Genomic DNA, 20,042 nt, shown 5'->3' with positions numbered 1-20,042 from the left:
AACCATTTCACTGTTTTTTTTTACCATTTCTACACAATTCTTCATATCATCTTTACAAATAATTAATCCTGTATTAAAACTACTTAACTACTATAAACGAGGAGTGAATTTTTCGAAAATATAAAAAAGGTGTGTGGCTAATGGCTGGTCAAGTAAAAAAATATTTAGGTTTTTCAATGTTATGTATATGTATGATGATTTTTCCGTTTCGAGCTTCTGCCCATACGGACAACAGTGAAGGATATTCCAAACTATCGATGGATGACAGCGGATTGGTATATGAAATACAACTGGATTATCTTGAATTGGCACGAATTGTTGATCTTGGAGTAACAACCAACACGACAGCTTCTGATTTAGCGTATGCATTAACCAAAAATGAAAATAAGCTAGAAGAATATTTTCACTCAAAACTAGCCGTGTTTAATCAGGGGGCAAAAGTGGAAGGCAGCTTGGGCGAAACGGGAGTGGAAAGAAAATTGAATCGAGATTATGCCAATCTTACTTTCCATTATCCGATTAAAAACAAGGATTCTGCTGCTTTACAAATTACCTATGATATTTTCTTTGAAGATAATGACTCTGCTCACAGGAATATTGCCTCCTATGAAATCGGAGATAGTAAAGGCCAATTTGTCTTTACATCAGAGAAGAGGGAACTTCACGTAGGTGAACAAACTATCATCGGTCAAAGTATCCCTTTTATTAAACTGGGCTTTCATCACATTCTGATCGGTCTAGATCATATTCTTTTCATCATTGCTCTTGTTGTTACCTCAAAAAGATTCATCGATGTCCTAAAAATCATGACATTGTTTACATTAGCCCATAGTGTCACAATCGGACTCACTTCTTTTAATCTACTATCTATTCCTGCTGAAATAGTAGAACCGTTAATCGCATTAAGTGTGGCGTTTGTAGCAATAGAAAAATACATTGGACTTTCAGAAAAATATCGAAATGGAGTTGTCTTTCTATTTGGTTTAGTTCATGGAATTGGCTTTGCGGGGGCACTGGAATTAAATACAACCGATTGGACTGCGATTTGGCCCATTTTCACTTTTAATGTGGGTGTAGAAATGGGACAAGCTCTCATCATTGCTCTTCTTTTCCCAATCCTTATCTTGATTCGAAAATATAAATGGTCATATTCCGTACACCTGGCGACGAACATAGCCATCTTCTTTATCGGATTAACATGGTATTTTCAACGCTTTTTGTCTTAATGGTTACCATGTCAGCCATTCCAAGAGGAGGTGATGCCTATAAAATGACCGATGCGATTTCGTCATAACCGGAAAAAAAATAAGGAGGAGGAGAAAGAATGATACTTGAACCAGATAAAATGAAAAAAATCAATAAGGTGTTAAAACCAAGTGTAATTGTGCTAATGACGGGTCTTTCGTTAGCGACCGTGCTCAAACCAGTAACTGCCGATAATCAGAATGCGACCGTTAAAGGAACCGTCTACCAGGACAAAAATGAAAATGGAGTGCAGGATGGGAACGAACCAGGGATACCGAATGTCACCGTCTCTGATGGGAAAACTCTGTCCGTAACCGATGAACAGGGAAACTATCAACTAATCATTGATACGGAAAGACGTGTTAAGGATATCGTATTTGTCACTGTACCAAGCGGATATAGTGTACCTGCAGATAAAAACAAAACACCGCAGTTTTATGCACAGTTAGGGAACCTTCAGGCAGATGAAACACGGGAGCAACATTTCGGACTGCTACATACACCTGAAACAAGTAATCCAAATTTTACTTTTGCCAATGTTGCAGACGTTCACGTGGAAGCTGGTACAACCAATAACCAAGAACGATTCACAGAACAGCTAAAACAAATCAATGAATCGACAGGAAATCCTGCTTTTATAGCGGTTAGCGGCGATTTAACAAATCGTGCAACAGATGCAGAATTTGAGGATTATACAGCAAGCACCGCTACCTCCAAATTGCCTGTATACCCTGCGGTAGGAAACCATGACTTTGCTCCTGGTTCAGACTATAAAACAAGAATTGATCGTTATCGAGAATATCTAGGGCCTGAATGGTATTCCTTCGATTACGGCAATCGGCACTTTATTACATTGGAAAATAATCTGGGTTTCATTGAAACAGACCAATTGGAATGGTTAAAGCAGGATCTTGCTCAAAATGCCAAAAATAAGGAAGTGGTTGTATTTGTGCATAAACCGTTGAATACACCGCAAACTCCTTCACCTGATAAGACGAAAGAATTTATTGATGTTCTCAGTCAATATCAGACACGACTAGTGATGGTAGGACATACACATGTAAACGATGTTGCCCAGGACACGATTCCGGGAGCTAATCATGTAACAACTGTGTCTAGTTCTTACACGATTGATCAGATGCCGAACGGATTCCGGATCGTTAATTTCCAAGGCGGGAAACAGGACAATAAGTTTAAAATGTATGATGTGAAACAAAGTGCTTCAATTGTCCACCCATCTGCAGGAAGTGAAGTTTCACAAGGAAAAATGGATGTGTTAGTAAATGCATACAATTCGACAAGTACGATAACAAGTGTAGAATATCGAGTCGATTCTGGTCCATGGAAAAAATTAAAACAAAGCAGTGGAATGGCATGGTTTGACCAATGGGATGGGAAAAATGCTGAAAAAGGCCAACATGCCATTGAAGTGAGAGTGACCGATGATGCTGGCAAGGTTTGGTCTAAAAATCATACGTTCACAATAGTGGACAGCAAAAAACGCGTTGCACCAATGAGTGGTGCAGACTGGAGTATGTTCCATGGAAATGCACAACATACAGGAGCAGCAAAAGATACACTTGATGCAGGTCTTAGCCTGAATTGGACGTATCGGACACCGGGAACGATTCTTACTTCTTCCCCTGCGATTGCAAAAGGAATGGTCTATATTGGTACACGTGATGAGGATGGCAATGCTAATCATGCGATCCATGCCGTTGATCAAAAAACAGGCGAATTAGTATGGCAGGTTCAAGCCGATGCTCAAGTACAAGCGTCTCCAGCTGTAGTGGACGGGATTGTATACGCTTCCTCTATTCGCGGTACGATGTATGCTATGAATGCAGAAAATGGAGAGATTATTTGGCAGAAATCCTTTGGGAAGGATGAAGTACAGCGAGCTTGGATGTACTATTCACCAACCGTAGCAGATGGAGTCGTCTACCAAGCATACAGCACTGGAAGCGGCGGAAAAATCATGGCGATGGATGCTAAAATCGGTGAAGAATTATGGAGTGCTGCTTTAGCGGGGAACTGGATTGTTGAATCCACTCCTGTAGTAGCGGATGGTAAGGTTTATGTTGGTGCAGACGGAGGTTGGATCATCTCTCTTGATGCCTCTACTGGAAAAGAACTGTGGAGGAAAAAGCCTGCTGGGGGATGGATGCACTCGATGCCAGCGATCTACGAAGGAAAGCTGTACATGGGATATCAGGGTGGATTATTAGTGGCCCTTGAAGCATCCACAGGTAAAGAGCTATGGCGGTACAAGAGTTCCGATTCGTCTTACATTCACGGGAATGCAACAGGATCTTCACCTGCGGCTGTCGATGGAATCGTTTATATGGGATTCCCGGATGGTAATGTTGCAGCTTTAGATGCGGTGAACGGTTCATTAAAATGGAAACATCGTACGAACGGAGGAATCATTTCCTCTGCCGCCATTAGTGGAGAAACCGTCTTTATTGGTTCGAACGACGGGAATTTGTATGCATTTGACCGATTAACAGGACAACCTCTCTGGAAGCATGAAATCGGAGCTTGGGTAGCTTCTTCGCCTGCAATTTCCGGTAATACATTGGTGGTGGGAGCACTTGATGGAAATCTATATGCTTTCACTCCCGGCGGAAAAGCTGTACAGCGTTGGCCTCGAGTGACTGGAAAGGTGATGGATACTGTTACAGGAGAAACTATTAAAGCTACGAATATAACGATTACAAATGAAAAAGGAGAAAAGGTGCGGACAGGAATGACAGATCAGAATGGAACCTTCTTACTAGCGGTTGAGCCTGGTAAATATCAATTGGTTGCATCTCGTTTATCTTACCAGACGAACCGAATCGATATCGAATTGGCTAATGGTGGTGCGGAAAGTATGGAAATCAAATTAGCTCCTGTCACGGTTGACGCAGGCTTTGGAAAAACAATTCCAGGTCCGATATCAGAAGGGAAAATGGAAGATATCGTGATGGAAAACAATAAAATGGCCATGCTTATTGCCGAGAAAAGTGTGGATTCCCAGCTTCCAGGAGTTACTAGAGGAAAGGTCATTGACTTCGCAGCAAAAGGGTTGGAAGACCAAATGGATTGGTTTAATCTGCCTTATGCATCGAAAGAGAAGCCTGTAGGACCAGAGGCTTGGCAACAGCTTACAGTAGAAAGTGAAAAAGTAGAAGTGATTGAAGTATCTCAAGATCGTGCAGTTGTAAAAGCTATTGGTAAATCTCTTGCTCTGCCAAGTATTGATGTGGCAACTACATTTACCATTGAAGCAAATCAAGATTGGATTTCAGCTAAAACCGTTTTCAAAAATACCGGTTCGGATACACAAACCTTATGGATCGGTGATGCTCTTGATTATGATGGTTCAGGACAAAAAAGTGGGGCAGGAGGGCATAATTCCATTACGCTTCCTTATTCAAATCCACAAGAATTCAATTTAAGTGAACCATGGATTGGCATGACAGGAAACGACAAACAAGTATATGGAATCATATACCCTGAGGAAACTAGTGGTCTTACGGGTTATGGCAATGGCAATTGGATTATGAGCCAGAAGAAGATTGAACTTTCAGCAGGTGAAAGCTATACAATCAATAGAAAAGTTACTGCAATAAAGGCTATTCACCCTGAAAACCCATTCTCAATTTTAAGCGTTTTGTACAATCAGTAATATATTATATAGGGAGGGGATAATGTTCAGAGGACATTTTCCCCTTTTTTATTAATTGAGATATTATAAGAAATCCGGTGCCTGGCACACGCCGAAGTATGTCGAGTTTTGTAAATTAATGTTCTGATGATAGTAGTCAACTATTATTCTTGGCGCAATACCTGCAGCCATCCTTGTTATTCTTTTTGACCTGTTACTACGCCAAATTGAGCGTATTTCTTTTATGGTTTCCATTTGCTAACGTAAAAAAAATGGAACCATAGCTCCGGTATAATGCCATCAAAACAGGTGATCTAGATTTAGTCGATGCCTATTCAACCGATAGCGAATTACGTGAATATAACCTCCTTGTTTTAGAGGATGACAAAAATCTATTTCCTCCGTATCAAGGTGCACCATTAGTAAGAAAAGAAACTGTTGAAAAATACCCAGAAATCAAAACTGGGTTAAATAAGCTCTCAGGAAAAATAACGGACGACCAAATGCGAGAAATGAACTATCAAGTTAATGGTAACGGCAAAAGTGCCTTTGAAGTTGCAAAGCAGTACTTAGAAAAAGAAGGATTGTTGGAAAAATAAGATTGGTAGTGCCAAACTCAGTTAAAACTGAAAACAGCGAATGTTACTTTCCATTTATCTGGATGGTAACATTCGCTTTTATTTTTAAGAAACATTCTACACTCCGATTATTCAACAATTGTGAAGATTGGATGATTATTTAGGTATTTAAAAAAATTTATTCCATCCGCCTCGGTTGCTCGTGCCTCAGGGCTAGACATTGCTGGATTTAATGTATCCATGCTTTCTAATTCAAGTTCTGTAATTTAGTAAAAGTTTAAGTTGGTATTTTGGGACTGAATGACACTTCTAATCGATTCACTCATAATATGGGGGATCTTCATAGCTAGAGGGGCATGAACATTGAAATAATGTTTTTCAAATCCTTCAATGTCCTTGGTTGTTCATAAAGATTGATAACTTTGGAAGAATCAAAAATATTGTCTAACACAGCCTTTTTTTAAAAGGATCAAGTAAATCTAGGGTGAGGAATTTAATTGTTTTCTACTAACTGAATTTGCGAATTGTGTTTTAATAGCACATTTTTTTCATTTAAAAGATATTCGCCCTTACGGCTTGTCCAAGGACTGAATAAAATACAAATGTAATTTATAAAAAATGAAAGGGGGGATAATAGATGAGCTGCTCAAGATCCCATGACCATCACGATGATGATTGTTGTAAAAAAGATAGAAAAGTCAAATTGAATGCAAAAATTGAATTTGATTTTGATGATTTTTGCGAAGCTGTACGCCGTTGTGAAAAAAAACATGATGATAAACATGATGATAAACATGATGATAGAAGATGTCATAGAAAATGTTGTTGGTAGTAACTAAACGATAAGAAACTAAACACCTAGAAAATCCGAAAGATTTATAGTCTTTCGGGTTTTTTCTGTTTGTTTTTCCAAAACCTTTTTTAGTGGTAGATTTAGCGTATTTACAGTTCCTTCTATGCATTAAATCTATTAAAAAGAGCAACTAAACGTGAATTTTTCAATGGTATTGGCTACAGTAAATACCTAAATAGAGAAATGCGGGTAGCCAATCAGGGATATTGGCTACTCCGATTTCGAATATAGTTTTTTGTATATTACTGAGTTTCACCAGTTCTTGTTCTTGGATGTTTTCTCATAGTAATATCTATGACTGTCTCATGGGACTGCTCATAAGCTTTTCCTTTTGTAAATGTCCAAATTTTCGATACTGTTTTTCCAGTAAAGTCATCTGTTACGACTGAGTACCAGGCATAGGAATTGTTTTCAGTTAACCCATTCCATTGTACTTCTGCAAACATTCCGCTATTCACATTTTCTTTTTTTCCAATTTCTGTATCTGTATAGACGTTTACTTCGAAGGAATCAGTAGAGACTCTCTTTTCACTCGGTTGCATATCTAAATCCATGACGAATTCATCTTTGCCAGGATATACATCCGTATTATAAAAATTGTAATCCTTCATATATGGGGAGTACGTATTCACGATGATTCGATTGTTGTCCTGATCAATGTGAAGAAGACGCATGTACCCTTGACCACCCTCCGGTCCTGCCTGATAATCAGCAAGCATTTGATATACTTTGCGATCAGGTTTACCGTCACGATTATCATCGATTTCATCTACGATTGTTTGACTTTCATGATAATGACCGGAAAGAACAGCAATAACATTTGGATTTTTCAATACAACTTCTTTATATATTATTTCTCCGTTTGGGTGTCTGGAACCACTGGCCATCAAGTATTCATGGAAACTTAATATGGCCTTTCGATCAGGATGCTCCGCAAGAACATGATTCATCCAGGCAATCCCTTCTTCGTCCACTCCCCAGCCCATATACACCATAAGATAGTCGTTCCCATGTGCAGAGATTAAATCATAATGACCACGGTTATTTTTGTAAGTTTCTCCGTAATACGGTTTATCAGTGAAGCGGATTGCACCGAAATATTTATAAAATTGTGTATAATCACTAGACTTATGGTCTACATCATGGTTTCCAGCTAAAACGCCATATGGAACATTGGCATTTTCTAATGTTTTCATATATTGATCAGCATGTTTCCACTGCTCATCTTTGAACGATTCTTCTACCAAATCACCGGTATGGAAAACATACTTGATCTTCAATACATTCTTATTGTTCGCGATCCATTGGGTTTGTGTATCAAAAATATAGGGATAGGTCATGGAATAGTACTGGGTATCAGACATCCACACAAATGTGTAATCATAGTCGTTTGCGGATGCTGGAATTTCATCTTGAATCAGTACGTTTATTTTATGATCCATCATGTATTCCGAAACATTTACAGTACCTCTTAATGTAAAATCTTTTTTGCCTGCAATTTTTTTCGTCACAACTTTCCATTTGTGTTCTAAATGATTCCATGCATACATGGTCACTTTTCTACCTTTTAACGATTTACCTTTCCATACAAGCTCAACTACATCTTTCTCATTTACTGAAGTGTCTACTGTCACATCAAAGCGATGATAAGGGAATTTGTCAGAGGATTTGGTTGTAAAATACTTTCCATCTCGTGTTGAAATCAGTGAAAGTTCTGCTTTTGTCAATGGCTGCTCTCCTTCCGGAACAGGTATTGGGGGAGGCTCTACATTCGCTGTGTTTTGATAGGATGTTATGTTGTTCGAATCCTTCGGTAAATATTGGAATGCTTGATAAAAAGTAACATCCATGTCATCATTTGTTGGGTCACTTACTTTTACTCGAATGGTCGGAGTTCCATTTATCTTACCTGTTGATATTTCGGACTCTGGTTTACGGGGGTTTTCATCCACTACATTGAATGGATAATTCACATTTTTTGTATTTCCTGCTTTATCAACAGCTTTTATGCTTAATACATGGTTCCCAGGAGCCAGTTGTGACGATGAAGTATAGTAGGGTGTTGCGATCTTGCTTCCATCCAGTGTTACTTCAGAGGAGGCTACTCCTGCAATTGCATCAGTAATGACAGGGTCTATCACCAATTCACCTTTGTACGGCTTGTTTTTATCAATGGAGGGGTCAATAGTAGGAGCAGTGTTATCAACCATTACGGGGACTTTTACTTCTTCATTTGAATCTTTAACTGCAATCATATGCGCTCCATCAGTCACAGCCATTGTATTCCAACTGTATGCTTTTGAAGTTGCAACCGCTTCTGAAAGGATGAAATGGAATTCTTTAAAGGGATTGCTGTCCTTCATGGACATTATTTTGTTGGGGTTGCTGAAGGAAGAATCCGTAATAATCGTGCCATCTCCTAATACTAAACGAACGTTTCGCAATAGATAATCATCACGATTTTCAACCGAATTCAAATCAAACGGAGATGCTTTATTGCCAGTGCGAATGGTAAACATATTGTCCCCGACTTTCAAACGGTCAGGTTGGATTGGAACGGTGATGGTTTGCCAATCTAAAATCCAGGTGTCAAAAATATGAAGTACTTCATCTCCAATCGTCACTGCATTTTGAAAAAACATATCTACGTTGCTAACTTCAAATGCGAGATAAGCAGTGTTTTCAATTGTATTGTATGTTTTTTCGACAACCCTCCGGGCATTAATTTGCAATTTGATAAGGTCAGCTGGTTCATCTTTAGAGGTTCCTTTTATGACTGCCTTTCTAGATAGAATTTGGTTATCTATTACATTTACACGAAGACTATCCTTATTTCGTTCATTGGTTATCTTTACTTTGTACGTGTTACTTTTTGTTTCATTTTTTCCGTCTGATACTACAAAGAAATATTCAATGAATTCTTTTCCTATAATTTCTGGTGAGTAAACCGTATAATTAAAAAACATGGTGTTGTAGTCCTGCTGTAAAATCACACTTTTGTAGTCGCTTGCACCACTGATCTTGTAGGAGACACTAACTGTTTTTAACGCTTTGTCGTCCTCCGCATCTACAGTGAGCTTAATATTCTCTGTTTCATTCACTTCTGTTTGTGTGGTTAGATTTTCAATGGTTGGTTTTCCATGATCTTCTTCAATATGCACCGGCTGGGTGGGGACTTGATAAGCTTCTATCTTTCCGGGAGTACCATTTTTCACTCCGGCACTAACTTTTGATGAAATGGTTGAGCTGTTTTGGGGAAATTGGAATAGAATGCCTTTGTTCCGTTTTGTGTCGTCTCCGCCTTCTTGATCATTATAATACGATACAGATATCTCTTTTTTTGTGTTATCGGCTACTACAAGTCCATGCATACCAGTGTTTGCCATGCTAGCGTTGTAGACCCGGACAATATTTTGGTTCTCCACTAAACTGGTTCCATAGTTTTTATTGAAGTCTTCTACTGTTTTTTCTCCATTTTTATCGTTAATGATCCAGAAAACCAGCGTATCCTTCGATTTAATAAACAACTCATCTGGTACGGAAGGCCAAATAACGTCTGTTGTTAATTGTGCTCCATTTCGATACATAAGCTTATAATCTTTAAAATTGATACTTGTATCGGTATTGTTATAGACTTCAATAAACTCATAGCCATCTGCACCTCCAGTGTTGGTGCTGTCAGGTACGATTTCAGTTACAAGAAAAATAGGTACCTTTGTAAAATCAATATTCGGCTTCGATTGAGTAATCCAATACTCTTCAACTACTTCACTTTTAAGTTTATAACCTACATCATCTTTAGATGACGTTTCTCCCATTTTTGGGAAAAATATCTCGAAGTTAATAAGTACCAATGATGTTGTTATCATCCAAACTACAAGCTGTTTTCTCCATTTTCTTATCATGCTGTCCTCCTTGTTGTATGTTCTTGATGTTCGAATTTATTTTATTACATCTGTTTTTCGGAACTTTTACATTTATGTAAAAGTTTTCTAAACTTTTCTAGTGACAGTTCCATAATAAATAAATGCAGGGAAATAGCATTTGTCCCTTATTCTTAATTTTAAGATGGTGAATATGTATAGAATAAAAAGACTGGACAAGGTGATTGTTATTTTTCAGAAATTAATGGCTACGATTATTGGCAGCTTACTATTAGGAATTGGGGTAAATGGGTTTCTCGTGCCTAATCATTTAATTGATGGGGGAATCCTGGGTATTGCATTAATACTTCATTATTTCTTTCATTTTCAGACAGGAATGACCATGGTACCTTTGAGCGTCCCGATCTGTATTTTCGCTTCATTGAATGAAAGAGGCTATTTTTTTAGCAGTTTACAAGGGTTGTTAATCTCTTCTTTGTTTATCGATTTGCTTGCACCCTTACGTAATCAATTCTTCGTATCCCACCTTGGCAGTATTAGTAGGAGGAGACATCATTGGAACGGGTATTGGTTTAATGCTCCGATATAAGACGAGCACGGGTGGAACGGGCCTAATTGCCAAAATCATTTCTGGAGTTTTCCTTAAATTTAGCACTTGTCATTATTTTCCATGATGGACTTATTGTTTTAGTAGGTTTTACAGTACTGGAATTAGATAGTTTCCTTTATTCATGCTTGGCTATTTCGACTGTTGGAGTAACAACTTTTGTGATTGAAGGGATTTAATGTGATTAGTGAATTTGGTTCAGGGATTCTCTCTCCATTTCATTACTGAAGTGTTGTGTTTTGTATTAGGTAATAGCCTAATCCTGGGACAATTGTTCTACATAGTATGAGATTGTGGTTATTAAATAGGCGAGAAATAACCAGTTCTTTTGTGAAGAGAATGATGAAATAAATAACCTGGGTGGGGGAATGAATCAAAATGAATGAACAAAAACGTTACCGTGACGATTTGTTGGAATGGTGTCATGAAACATCTAAAATTTTATTTGAACAATTGGAACTGCTAAAAAGAGAATCCAATGCTTTTCAAGAAGAAATTGAAGTCGATTCTGTATATTGTTTGGAAATGGAAGGGCAAATCCAAATCGATGAAGAATATTTGGAAATAAATGCTTTTCAAGACGAGATGGAGTTTGAATTTGAACAATATGTCGATATGGAGGAACTAAACCAATACCGAGAGGATTTATTGGAATGGTGTAACATCCTTTATTCAAATTGGAATAGAACGAAACCGATGTTATCAAACTTTGTTGATAACGAAAGCTTAGAGGGATGGGAAGGAATGTGCTCTCGTTTAAAAGAGAAATTAGAGGAAGATCTGTCATTGGACTACGAAGACTATGAGACAGCTAATAGCTTGTATGAACAGTGGGAAATGCTTCTTGAGGAATCGTATTCTTATCCAGAAAAGATTGAAGTTTGATTAGAGTTAAGAAAAAGGTTTTTTATTTTATATTTCCTTAATAAAGGAAGTGGCAGGACAGTTAAAACCACGAATTCATAACAAAAAAAGCGAATGTTACTCTCCTTTTATTTGGATGGTAACATTCGCTTTTATTGATTCGTGTTTATGGAAATTAATAGAGCAATAGAAAATTAGTAGCCATAAAATTTCCTATTAAATCATATAATTTCTTTATCTATTTAATCGTTTTTCTGTTAATTTTTATAAAAAAGGAGGTGGACAACCAATGAAAGTTGAGTCTTTTTTTAGTGCTGCCCTTCATAAAAGTGTTAGTGAAGATTCATTAGTATTAAATGAAAAGATAAATGTTTATGGGGTTTTTGATGGGGCAACTCCATTAATGCCATTCAAAGATGAAAACGGAATGAACGGTGCATATTTAGCATCTAATATATTTAAAGATTATTTCTTTAGACACTACCGAAGTAATCTTTCATTAGGTGAAGGAATCATGGCTGCAAATAGAATGTTGAGAGAACTCATGGAAAAATACAAGGTGAATCAGGAAAAACATGAAAATCTTTGGTCAACATGTGCTGCAATTATAAAGATTGAAAAAGACGGAAAGATTTCTTATGCACAGCTTGGTGATTGTATGATCATTGCTGAGTATCAAAACGGAACCATAAAAGCCTTAACAAGGGATACTGTAAAAGGTATAAGTTATAGATCGAAGGCATGGCGTGAGGAACAAAGAAAGCAAGGAATTAAAATTCCAGATGAGGAGTATTATCAGAATCGTACTCAACAGCTTATCTTTAATCGTTCATTAGCTAATATGGAATATGGGTACACTGTAGCGAATGGAAAAAAAGAAGTTTTAAATTTTATTCAGCATGGTCAAGTATATATCAGTGAAATCAAAACATTATTAATGATAACAGATGGTCTTTTTCATCCAAACTATTCAATTGAAGAAACATTTAATAGGATAAATACAAGCGGTTTACATGTATATGCTATGGCATTAGAACAATATGAGAAAAGGAATTATCTTCGCTCAGATGATAAGACTGGGATCATGATTCAGTTTATGTGATGAGGAGAAGTATACATGAAAGTTGAACCGGGATTGATTAAAGATATTAATTTATCGTTTAAAGAACCGCTGATTCCTTTAAAAGATGTCATGTACATCATTGTACATCATACAGAAGAAATAGGTTGGGATATTAATAAGACGCATAGGTTTCATCAGGATCATCGTGGATGGAGTGGAATAGGATACAATTTTTTTATTGAGGAAAATGGTGAAATTATTAAAGGAAGAGGATACCATATTGGAGCACACGCATATTCATATAATGAAAAATCAATAGGTATTTGTTTAGCTGGTAACTTTGATATTCATACTCCATTATTAGAGCAGCTAAAATCATTAAGGAAACTATGCATTTTCCTACTACATCAATATAATTTATCAACTACTAACATTCTGGGACATCGTGAATTAAAAGGTATCGCAAAAAGTTGTCCTGGTAAAAACTTTAATATGTACCAATTCAGAGAATCTATTAAGATGCAATGGCCAAAATATAAAGATAAAGAGTGAAGTTCAAACAAGACACATTATAAGATTCTTGAAATATAGGAGTATAAATTTTAGTGTGAAGATTCGGGGCTTTAAAGAAAATAGAAATTCAAAACCAAGATGTATTTTGAGGGATTTCAAATATATCTTGGTCTTAAACATTTAGAGATTAAAAAAATGAAGTTACCTTTATATAATATACTTAATCAAAATAAACGGCTTCATGGGGATTTTTTAAGTATTTAAAAGCCATCTCAATTTGTGTTTTTGTATTCCTAGCTGTTGACAGAGGAGGCAGTTCGTTTTCAGCAAAGAACTTCACTTCACTTGTTTCAATTCCTATAGCTGGCTGCCCGCCAATTATTTCACATTGTATAAATATTTTATAAACATGAAAAGCAGAAGGAGGATGTGGGTGGCACTTTTTATCGGTTACAGCTAATACTCTGATCGGTTTCACATTAAATCCCGATTCTTCTTTTACTTCTTTAACAGCGACTTCGCTTGGGGTATGTCCAATGTCAGCCCAGCCGCCAGGTAATGCCCAGTTACCATCGGTATTTTCACGGACCATAAGTATTTTATCATCCTTAAAGATTACTGCCCTAATATCAACCTTAGGTGTTGCATAACCAGTTTCACCTGCAAATAAATCTTTAATTACAGGCCTGTCCATAGCTGTGTGATGTGCTAAAATGTCAACGCTTATATTTCTTATTAATTCAAATCTCTCCAAGTCATAAACATCTTTTGAATACGTTAATCCCGTTTGCGCAATGGATTGAAGTTGTTTCGCCCAATCCAGCCATTTAGGTTCCAATATCATCACCACCTGTTTGTCTAATACTATCTAATATTATCATATATATTAATCAAGCAAAAATTTGCTACAACTCCTGTACTTTATAGATTATTTTGCAATCGGGCACATTAATGGATTAACGAAAAAGCCTAATTTCTCATGGTAAATACTGAGAAATTGGGCTTTTTATATTAGAATTTCCTTTACCTTGTAAATCCGCAATTCCTGAAGCTACCCCCCTTAGCGTAGGGGAAATCGGCTTTTTTCCTCCCAAATGAAAGGGTATTAGCGGGCTTAATGGTTTAAGTTACTAATGTATTATTTTTGACAATTGGGTTCAATGTGAGTAAGGTAATTTAGTAAGATGCAAACATTAGTGGCAGAAGTATCTTTTATCACATTTTTCATGATAGGGTTATAAACTCTTACTATATTTGAATATCCCATAAAATGTTCGTAGTAGAGATAAAGTAAACTATCATTACTAGGAGGAATTATTATGTCAAACACTCAAACTATAGAAAAGCTCGAACAGCAAATGTTCTTAGATGTTATTCGCGAACGTCGATCTGTTCGTACATATGACCCAACAGTGCGGATCTCACGCGAAGAAATGACCGAAATATTGGAGCTGGCAACGTTGGCACCTTCGTCTTCGAACCTGCAACCTTGGCGTTTTCTAGTCATCGATAAACCGGAGTTGAAGGAAAAGCTTTTACCAATCGCGTTTAACCAACAACAAGTAGTCGAAGCTTCAGCCATAATTGCTGTGCTTGGGGATGTGGAAAGCTACAAGAAAGCCGAAAAAATTTATGGGCAGGCAGTTGAAGCAGGCTTTATGCCGGCTGATACGGCTAAATCATTCATCGAACGAACAGTCGGCATGTACTCAAACTTGCCGCCTGAAGTGGCTCGCCAAATCGTATATACGGATGGAGGTCTTATTTCGATGCAGCTTATGCTTGTCGCCCGATCCAAAGGTTACGACACTGTTCCGATGGGAGGGTACGATAAAGCGAAGTTCGTGGAAGCTTTCGAAATTTCCGAACAGTTTGTCCCGGTTATGCTCATTGCTATCGGAAAAGCATCGAAACCAGGACATCCTACTACACGTCTTCCTATTGAAGATGTAGCGTTCTTTAACGAATTGCCATCGGTAAAACTCTAATTACCACTAATTCAATACAAAAAACGGCGGATTTTACTCTTGTATTAATTATTAATGTGTGTATAATTTAATGTAATTATATAAATTAAATGTTTTCTAGGGTTCCGCAACAATGAGTGTTGGTCTGGTCCGAGAGAAAACTCACAGCAATGCTGTGTCACGGAAGGATAAAAGCCTGGGAGAAACTGTTAACAGTTATCTCTTAGGCTTTTTTTGTTTTTGGTAATAATAAAATTGGAGGTTGTATTTAAATGAATACTAATTGGGTTAAAGTTTTTATTGCTGCTTTTTTTGAAGTTTTTTGGGTTATAGGGTTAAAACACGCAAACGACTTTTGGACTTGGACTGGAACAGTTATTTCCATCATTATCAGCTTTTATTTAATGATTATGGCTGGACGAAAACTTCCAGTGGGAACGGTTTATGCAGTTTTTGTAGGAATGGGTACAGCCGGAACAGTTATTTCTGAAATTATTTTCTTTGGAGAACCTTTTAATGTAAGCAAAATACTTTTGATTTTATTTTTATTAGCAGGTGTAATTGGCTTGAAATTAGTTACAAAAGACAATGTTCAGGAAGGAGCTTAATTCTAATGGCGTGGATATCTTTAATCTTAGCAGGAATATTTGAAATGTTTGGCGTTACTATGATTAATAAATTGCATAAGGATCGTAATTGGCAATCTTTAGTTCAGTTATTTTTAGGGTTTGGAGCGAGTTTTCTGTTTCTAGCTTACGCTATGAGAACACTACCTATGGGGACAGCATATGCAATCTGGACAGGAATTGGTGCTTCTGGAGGGGCAGTATTAGGAATGCTTTTTTATGGTGAGTCAAAAGACTGGCGAAGAATTATTTTTATTACTATGGTTTTAGGTGCAGCAATAGGTTTAAAACTTGTTTCTTAAGATGGAAGTTTCAAAGGATACAGCAGTTAACCATAAATTAGTTTTTATTCATCAATCGGGACATTTATGGAATAAGAGGTGACATTAAACCCCACTATTTTATGCAGCACCAGTCGAATTGAGATTGCCAAATAGTTGATTATCGACGATGTTTAAAATCCAGAATAAATAATAAATGGTGATAAAATATTAAATTTAAGGAAAAATAATCCTCATCCGGAGTAAAGATGAGGATTATTTAATAGATTTAGTCTAAGCTAATCATCTAACTCGATAAAATCTTCATGTTTGAACACCATTGACACTACGGTACGTCATTCCCCTTACCAACTGACAAGGGTAGTGACAAAGATTTATACTCACCAGCTACTCCTCAGGTCAGCCTTTTAAACGCAGAAACAAACTGCACCAATAATGATTAATAAAATAAACAACACTACTATGATTATAAAATTATCACACCCACGAGCAGGAATACAATCGCCATAAACAGGAGCCGCATAGCCGTAAGACAATGGAGGCTGGGGAAGAACATTAGCACCACCAACAAATGGTAAGTTATTATCCATTTTTTACACTTCCTTTCGAATGTATGGAGAGCTATTATGACATTACACTATATAATACACTCAGAAAGGAAATTGGAGCCCGTCTATATTTATATATATGGGCTGAGGTACAGTAATTGTGTTCTGAACCCAAAAATATTACTTTGCTATTAATCATTTAAAAAGTATCTCGGAACTTTAAAGTTTCTTTTTCTTTGATTCCTACAGCAGTTCTTTTTCTTAGGCTCAATTCGTAAATATTGTGCTAACATTGCTAAAAATTGAGCCTAAGACATTTACTGAGCGTATGTAGAGTGATTGGGACAAGGGAGACCTAAAAAAGGAAAAGCTGTCCAAATACCGGTCTCATTCGGACTAACAAGTCCCAAAATTGGGGAAAGCTGTCCGAATACCGGTCTCATTCTGACAGGATTGAAAACGGAAATTGGATAAACCGAAGATTTTTATAATTCAGATGCAAACAATTTAAGCTCTTCCGTTTCATTCGGAAAACTAATCGTCCTTTCAAATTTCATTCCGATTTTTTCAAGCAGCTTGGAGGAACCATGATTGTCCATAGATGTTATGGCCAAGATTCTCTTAAGATGCAGTTGTTCATGTCCATATTTAAGCGCCGCAGAGGCTGACTCAAATCCATAACCTTGTGATTGATATCTAGATAGAAAAGCAAAGCCAATATCAGCATTTTCTAGTGTATCTCTTTTTAATAAACCGCAAATGCCAATGGGGCTCTTTCCTTGCTTTCGTTCTACCAGATAAAGACCAAAGCCCAGTTGGGAATACATATTTAAGGGGCCAGTTAAAATATAGTTCTTAGCATCTTCAAGCGTTCGTACACCTTTATCTCCAATATAGTGTATCCAAGAAGGGTCATTTAAAAGTTCGAGTATAAACGCTGCATCATCTGTTGTTAACCATCGAAGAATTAAACGATCTGTTTCAAGTACTTTCAATTATTAAACACCTCATTCATGTGATATTGCTATTATATCATTTATCGGCTTTGCGTAACCTATTGTTGGTGTATAGGTACTTAATATTTCTTTCTGGATATGTTTAGCCTATCCACCTTTTTCATGTATAGTAGAGTAGAACTTAAAAATGCAAATGAATCGTAATGGCTTTTATATAGAATTGGGGGATATTTATGAGAAGAATTATTTTAACGACAGAGAGTGGTGCGGATTTACCAGTAGAATTGGCTAATAAACATAATGTTCAAGTGGTCCCGATGCACGTGATCATGGATGGAAAGGATTATTTAGATGGTTCGTTACCTGTAACGGATATTTATGATTATTACGAACGGACGAAGAAAATACCCTCAACAACGTCCACCAATTCCCATGAATATCTTGAATTTTTCGCGAAGATCAAAAATGATTATCCTGATTGCATCATCATACATATAGGCTATACGTCAAAGGCATCTTCTTCCTTCCAAAATGCGATCATCGCAACGGAAGAATTGGATGATATTTTTCTAATTGACGCATTGAACGTTACAGGTGGATTAACGGCTATTATGATGTATGCGGTTTCCTTATTAGAGAATGAACCCTCGATTGACCCTGTTCGCTTAGTAGAAAAGATTGAATCAAAAGTTCCTAAATCAAGACTGGCTTTCGTTCCCGGCAGATTAGAATTTTTAAGAGCAGGTGGACGAGTTAGTAATCTAGCTTATCTCGGAGGAGCTTTGTTAAAAATAAAGCCACGTATTGAATTAATTGATGGAAATCTAGTTTCAACAAAAAAATATCGTGGAAATATGGATGTAGTTTCAGTAAAACTCATGCGAGATTATTTAGATCAATATGACATTGATAGAGAACAACTTTATCTTCTTTACTCGATCGGACTTTATGAAGGGATCAAGCAAGGGATGGATAAAATCGCAAAAGAAACTGGTTTCAAAAATGTAAAATGGATTCAAGCCGGCGCCATGATATCTACTCATGCTGGACCTGGCGGTATCGGAATTGCAGGATTAGAAGTTTAGGAGTGGTAAATAAACGATAAGAAAGGCTGATAATATGAAGGTTGCAATTTTTGATTTCGATGGAACTTTATTTCCTAATGAGACGTTCCCGCTTTTGATGGGGCATTTGAAGAATCATCCTATACATTTTCATAAGTATCGGAACTTCTTCCTTAGGATTTTACCGGTTTACCTTGCATACAAATGTAAACTTTATCCTGAACAAAAAATGAAAGAGTATTCAATGAGGTCCTATATAGCTGCTTTTGGTTCTTCTCCAAAAGCAGAAATTGAGCAGTTTTTTTCACAAATTGGCGGGATTATGAGTCAAAATCTTAGTGAACCGATGTTACATAGACTTGAACAACACAGAATGGATGGCTATTATACAATGCTTGTCTCAGGAGCCTATGAGCCACTCCTTAACTCAGTTACGAAAAATGTTAACTTTGATTGTATTATCGGAAGCAGTATTCCCTTTAATGATGAAAAACTGATGAAGAACTCTTCTATCAACTATATTTATGGTGAACGAAAAACGGAATTTATTAATGCCCATCTATCTAACATGAAGGTTGATTGGCAAAATAGCTTTGCATATGGGGATAGTTTCACTGATTTAAATGTTCTTGAATTAGTAGGAAATCCTGTTGCTGTTAACCCAGAGCCTCGTCTTTTAGAAGTAGCTAATCATAAGAAATGGGAAATAATTAAGTAACGAATGAAAAGTCTCAACTTAGAGGATTAATATAAAAACTCTAAATAATATTATTGGTAAGACGTTCTATTTGAGGTACCCGCATAGGAAAAGCAAATATAAAAACAACTATAAAAGCAGTGTGATTCCATAAGGGGTCCTGCCGACAAAACGCGGATATTATACGGTAAGACATTTTCTGGAGGTTAAAACCCTGATTTTTCTACGCTAAGGAGAAAAATCAGGGTTTTACTTATGTTCTAAGTGGACGTAGGGAATGAATAGAGATCGAAATCTCAGGTTTAAAAGCATATTCACCTAAGAAGTTAACGTGTTCCCATCCCAATGGGGATATATGAGAAAGTAATTCCTCTGAAGAAGAAGTTGTGCCATCTCCCCAATACGACGACAAACTCAACTGATGCTGGAAATTTACCAGAACGGCTTGTGCTTTATTCATGGCATCTTCATATAAACGCCACTGCGAGGCTGTTGACATTTTGTCTGTAAAAAACTTCTTTTGTTGATTCGTAACCGTCCGTCTTCAAAATTAACCCCATCTAATTCTGTGATATTAGCTTTAATCCATTCAAGTCGATTATGTAATGAATCCATTTTCTCTGCTAAGTATTCATCAACAGAAG

The 20,042-nt window shown here is 36.9% G+C and carries 17 protein-coding genes, 2 pseudogenes and 1 riboswitch; of the genes and pseudogenes, 14 read left to right on the top strand and 5 right to left on the bottom strand.

Translation table 11 applies throughout. The annotated features are described in order from the left end of the window. Positions 1-140: 140 nt before the first annotated feature. From TR08_RS30155 to TR08_RS04525, 4 genes and pseudogenes are all read left to right on the top strand, one after another. On the top strand, positions 141-1,226 hold the full coding sequence (locus tag TR08_RS30155; protein WP_052427340.1) for a HupE/UreJ family protein: 1,086 nt from the start codon (positions 141-143) through the stop codon (positions 1,224-1,226). A gap of 98 nt (positions 1,227-1,324) precedes the next feature. Further along, entirely contained in the window at positions 1,325-4,918 is a 3,594-nt protein-coding gene (locus TR08_RS04530; RefSeq protein ID WP_045516104.1) for an outer membrane protein assembly factor BamB family protein, read from the top strand. A 227-nt stretch (positions 4,919-5,145) separates the two neighbouring features. Beyond that, positions 5,146-5,496: pseudogene (locus TR08_RS30740) on the top strand (glycine betaine ABC transporter substrate-binding protein); the annotation flags it as partial. 616 nt (positions 5,497-6,112) lie between these two features. After that, positions 6,113-6,307, top strand: a complete 195-nt coding sequence (locus TR08_RS04525) for a hypothetical protein (protein ID WP_045516102.1) — start codon at positions 6,113-6,115, stop codon at positions 6,305-6,307. Between the two features lie 263 nt (positions 6,308-6,570). Here TR08_RS04525 and TR08_RS04520 read toward each other — a convergent pair whose 3' ends face one another. Next, positions 6,571-10,233 (bottom strand): metallophosphoesterase, encoded by a 3,663-nt coding sequence (locus TR08_RS04520; protein ID WP_052427339.1) that lies wholly within the window; start codon positions 10,231-10,233, stop codon positions 6,571-6,573. Positions 10,234-10,405: 172 nt separating this feature from the next. Between TR08_RS04520 and TR08_RS04515 the strand changes: the two genes are divergently transcribed. From TR08_RS04515 to TR08_RS04500, 5 genes are all read left to right on the top strand, one after another. After that, positions 10,406-10,801 (top strand): YitT family protein, encoded by a 396-nt coding sequence (locus TR08_RS04515; RefSeq protein ID WP_370576272.1) that lies wholly within the window; start codon positions 10,406-10,408, stop codon positions 10,799-10,801. Continuing rightward, positions 10,788-10,886 carry a hypothetical protein gene (locus TR08_RS33830; protein WP_441911153.1) on the top strand — a complete coding sequence of 33 codons (99 nt, stop codon included), beginning with the start codon at positions 10,788-10,790 and terminating at the stop codon, positions 10,884-10,886. Before TR08_RS04515 ends, TR08_RS33830 begins: the two co-directional genes overlap by 14 nt. A 311-nt stretch (positions 10,887-11,197) precedes the next feature. Beyond that, on the top strand, positions 11,198-11,704 hold the full coding sequence (locus TR08_RS04510) for a hypothetical protein (protein WP_045516101.1): 507 nt from the start codon (positions 11,198-11,200) through the stop codon (positions 11,702-11,704). Positions 11,705-11,972: 268 nt separating this feature from the next. Beyond that, a complete protein-coding gene (locus TR08_RS04505; protein ID WP_045516100.1) occupies positions 11,973-12,785 on the top strand; it encodes a protein phosphatase 2C domain-containing protein in 813 nt (270 codons plus the stop codon). Between the two features lie 15 nt (positions 12,786-12,800). Next, the gene (locus tag TR08_RS04500; protein WP_045516099.1) at positions 12,801-13,298 is read left to right on the top strand and encodes a peptidoglycan recognition protein family protein; all 498 of its coding nucleotides are present in this window, start codon (positions 12,801-12,803) and stop codon (positions 13,296-13,298) included. Between the two features lie 181 nt (positions 13,299-13,479). Here the strand turns inward: TR08_RS04500 and TR08_RS04495 are convergent, their stop codons facing one another. Then, positions 13,480-14,097 carry an NUDIX hydrolase gene (locus tag TR08_RS04495; RefSeq protein WP_045516097.1) on the bottom strand — a complete coding sequence of 206 codons (618 nt, stop codon included), beginning with the start codon at positions 14,095-14,097 and terminating at the stop codon, positions 13,480-13,482. A 481-nt stretch (positions 14,098-14,578) separates the two neighbouring features. On the opposite strand from TR08_RS04495, the gene TR08_RS04490 reads away from it, so the two are divergent. The 3 genes from TR08_RS04490 (at position 14,579) to TR08_RS04480 (ending at position 16,154) form a co-directional block, all read left to right on the top strand. Continuing rightward, a complete protein-coding gene (locus tag TR08_RS04490; protein ID WP_045516096.1) occupies positions 14,579-15,247 on the top strand; it encodes a nitroreductase family protein in 669 nt (222 codons plus the stop codon). Between the two features lie 85 nt (positions 15,248-15,332). After that, a riboswitch (guanidine-I (ykkC/yxkD leader) is annotated at positions 15,333-15,431 on the top strand. A gap of 67 nt (positions 15,432-15,498) precedes the next feature. Further along, positions 15,499-15,834: a DMT family transporter gene (locus tag TR08_RS04485; protein WP_045516094.1), complete on the top strand. Its 336-nt coding sequence runs from the start codon at positions 15,499-15,501 to the stop codon at positions 15,832-15,834. A gap of 5 nt (positions 15,835-15,839) precedes the next feature. After that, entirely contained in the window at positions 15,840-16,154 is a 315-nt protein-coding gene (locus tag TR08_RS04480; protein WP_045516093.1) for a DMT family transporter, read from the top strand. A gap of 386 nt (positions 16,155-16,540) precedes the next feature. Here TR08_RS04480 and TR08_RS33535 read toward each other — a convergent pair whose 3' ends face one another. Further along, the gene (locus TR08_RS33535; RefSeq protein WP_045516092.1) at positions 16,541-16,723 is read right to left on the bottom strand and encodes a YjcZ family sporulation protein; all 183 of its coding nucleotides are present in this window, start codon (positions 16,721-16,723) and stop codon (positions 16,541-16,543) included. A 443-nt stretch (positions 16,724-17,166) separates the two neighbouring features. Beyond that, the gene (locus TR08_RS04470; RefSeq protein ID WP_045516091.1) at positions 17,167-17,676 is read right to left on the bottom strand and encodes a GNAT family N-acetyltransferase; all 510 of its coding nucleotides are present in this window, start codon (positions 17,674-17,676) and stop codon (positions 17,167-17,169) included. Positions 17,677-17,870: 194 nt separating this feature from the next. Between TR08_RS04470 and TR08_RS04465 the strand changes: the two genes are divergently transcribed. Further along, on the top strand, positions 17,871-18,722 hold the full coding sequence (locus TR08_RS04465) for a DegV family protein (protein WP_045516090.1): 852 nt from the start codon (positions 17,871-17,873) through the stop codon (positions 18,720-18,722). 34 nt (positions 18,723-18,756) lie between these two features. Beyond that, on the top strand, positions 18,757-19,419 hold the full coding sequence (locus TR08_RS04460; protein WP_045516089.1) for an HAD family hydrolase: 663 nt from the start codon (positions 18,757-18,759) through the stop codon (positions 19,417-19,419). Positions 19,420-19,768: 349 nt separating this feature from the next. Here the strand turns inward: TR08_RS04460 and TR08_RS33820 are convergent. Beyond that, positions 19,769-19,888, bottom strand: a pseudogene (locus TR08_RS33820) (Tn3 family transposase); the annotation flags it as partial. Positions 19,889-20,042: the final 154 nt, after the last annotated feature.

This window comes from Neobacillus niacini (genome assembly GCF_000759675.1).
Lineage (GTDB): Bacteria > Bacillota > Bacilli > Bacillales > Cytobacillaceae > Neobacillus > Neobacillus niacini_A.
This window is presented reverse-complemented; position numbering and strand designations above follow the sequence as displayed.